This is a genomic window from Ferrovibrio sp., from assembly GCF_046297895.1.
Lineage (GTDB): Bacteria > Pseudomonadota > Alphaproteobacteria > Ferrovibrionales > Ferrovibrionaceae > Ferrovibrio.
The window spans coordinates 1-2,476 of the sequence record NZ_JBKBHC010000015.1; the positions used below are offsets into that span (position 1 = coordinate 1).

2 protein-coding genes and 1 pseudogene are annotated in these 2,476 nt (G+C 61.9%); 1 reads left to right on the forward strand and 2 read right to left on the reverse strand.

All coding sequences use genetic code 11. The annotated features are described in order from the left end of the window. Positions 1-93 precede the first annotated feature (93 nt). Positions 94-723 carry an extracellular solute-binding protein gene (locus ACK4FK_RS18690; RefSeq protein WP_409747194.1) on the forward strand — a complete coding sequence of 210 codons (630 nt, stop codon included), beginning with the start codon at positions 94-96 and terminating at the stop codon, positions 721-723. On the opposite strand, the pseudogene ACK4FK_RS18695 reads toward ACK4FK_RS18690, so the two are convergent. Beyond that, positions 668-1,327: pseudogene (locus tag ACK4FK_RS18695) on the reverse strand (sugar phosphate isomerase/epimerase family protein); the annotation flags it as partial. The gene ACK4FK_RS18690 and the pseudogene ACK4FK_RS18695 sit on opposite strands and share 56 nt — an antisense overlap. A 36-nt stretch (positions 1,328-1,363) precedes the next feature. Beyond that, positions 1,364-2,476, reverse strand: a 1,113-nt coding sequence (locus tag ACK4FK_RS18700; RefSeq protein WP_409747191.1) for a two-component regulator propeller domain-containing protein, incomplete at its 5' end; no start/stop codon positions are given.

Sequence of the window (2,476 nt, forward strand, 5' to 3'; positions counted from 1 at the left end):
GCGCTGGCTGCCTGCGCTGCGCCGGCTGGCGGACAAGGGGCGGCGCCCGCCGCGCAGCCCGCCGCCGAGGGCATGGCCGGCAATCTGCGGGTGATGGTGTGCTGCGCCACAGCGTCCGAAGAGCCGCTGCGCAACAAGTTCAACGCCGACTTTGAAGCCCGCTATCCCGGCGTGAAGATCGTGCCGGAGATCTTGCCCGCCGGCCAGGGCTACTTCGAGAAGCTGCAGACGATGATGGCGGCTAACACGCTGCCGGACGTGTTCGACATGTGGGAAGGCTACGTGCAGCCCTACGCCGCTAACGGCGCGCTGCGCCCGCTGGACGACCTGATTGACAGCGACGACCAAATCAAGCGCGACGACATCCTGCCTGTGGTCATCCCGGCGCAAAGCTGGCAAGGCAAGTCGTATGCGTTCATCTATGGCTTCATGCCCGGACCGGTGTCGCTGTACTACAACGTGGATCACTTCGAGCAGGCCGGGCTGCAACCCCCCACGCCGGATTGGACATGGAACGACGTGCGAGAAGCCGCCCTCAAGCTGCACGTGGCGCAGGGCGACAAAGTCGAGCGCTACGGCTTGAGCTTCGACAACTGGTTCGTGACCTGGCAATACATGTGTGGAAGGTATCGTAGTGCAGGCCGATGGCCGGGCTGTCCACATCGGCGATCAGCGCCAGGGCATCATCCACGGTGTTCAGGAAATCTGTCTCGAAGCGGTTGAGCGGCTCAACAGCGATGCGGATGCCCCTCTGGCCGGCGTAGTCGCACAGCCGCTTGAGATGCTTGACCACTGTCTTCCACTGGCGGGCGCGCTCGCGCGGCGGCGTGGCTTCGGCGCGGCCTACGGCCGAATACACCGGCCCAGCCAGAATCCTCGCGCCCAGCACCACCATCTGATCCAGCATGGACATCATGTAGTGCAGGCTGTTCTGCTGATGCTCCGGCGCGCCGCGCAGGTCACGGTCGTGGCCGAACGCACCGCACACGGTATTGCAGACCAGCCCGCTCCGGTCGAGCGCATCGCGGATGAGGTGCGGGTCGTAGCCAGCTGGATCGTCAATCGCGATCTCCACCGCATCGAATCCCCAGGCTTTGAACTGCGGGAAGAGCTTAGCGCTCTTGTTGGTAAAAGGGAAGGTAAACAGGAAGGTGTTGATGCCGAATTGCAAGGGATGGAAGTCAGAACTGAGAAAGTAGAACCCAGAGGCAGAATATAGCCGTTCAGCGCCCCCGGAGCAAGCGGAAGTAGTCACGGGCCAGCCGCAGGTCTTCCAGCGCCTCGACGGAATCGCAAAGCGGCCGGCTCCGCCATGGATGGCCCGCACGAAGTTAATCGCCTGCTGACGATGCCTTGAAGGCGCCTACTTATCCTCGACCGTTAACTCACCCAGGGCAGTGTCCTTGCCGGCGGCTACCGGCACGAACTCGCTCCCGCCGAAGAAAGCCGTCAACTGCGCCCATTCGCCCGGCGCGCCCTCGGCAGTCAACACATAGTTGCCCACCGGCAGATCGGTGATCCTGAATTTGCCGGCCCTGTCCGTCAGCGCGCCCTTAAAGAAAGGCTGGCTCGAACAGGGGGTGCCACCCTGATAGAAGAAGCCCAGCGGCCTGACGCATACCTCGACCTTGACGTTCGCCAGCGGTTTATTGCCTTTGACCAACGAGCCGGAGATCGAACCCGGCTTCTTGCTAATCGGCTGGGGCAGCGCAGGGCCGTTGCCCTGCGTCAAGATGACGCGGATGTCGTTCGATGCCAGGTCGGAGTTGTGCATGTAGTAGTGCGTCCACCGATCGTCTTTCACGATGTGCAAGCCATAGTCGGTGCCGATCCACAGCCGGCCTTGCTTATCTGTGGCCAGCGACCGGACGCTTCTATCTCCTAGCTTTTCCTCTGCGATCCTCGACCATGCGCCGTCTTCATACAGGAACAGGCCGTTGGCGTCGCCGACCAGGATGCGACCGTCGGCGTCCACAAGCGTAGCCTGTGGATTGAGCAGGTCGCGGTTCTCGAGCAGCTCCCATGATTTGCCGTCAAACGCCAGCACGCCGCCATTGACGGCAGCCCGAGGATAACCTTTGGCGTCGAGGGCGATCTTCTCAAAGAAATACTTTTTAGAGAACCCCTTGCCTTCCCGATACACCGTCCAAGTCTTGCCGTCAAATCTGGCGATGCTGTTCGGCGTGGCTACCCAGACAGCGCCGCTGGGCGCGACGGCAATATCCTTAACCAAGGCAGACACCAATGCATCCTCGCCCTTGGCAATGCTAGAAGCGGGATAGGTCGTCCACCTTTTGCCATCGAATTGGCTGACGCCCCCATAGTGCGAAAGCCAGACGTTGTTTTTGGCATCACAGGCGATGCCGCTGGGGCTGGTCACGCCTTTCAGCTTGTACTCGGCCCACTTCTTGCCGTCGAAGACATGCGCGCCGGCAGTATGTCCCACCAGCAACCGGCCATTGGGGCATTGCGCCAG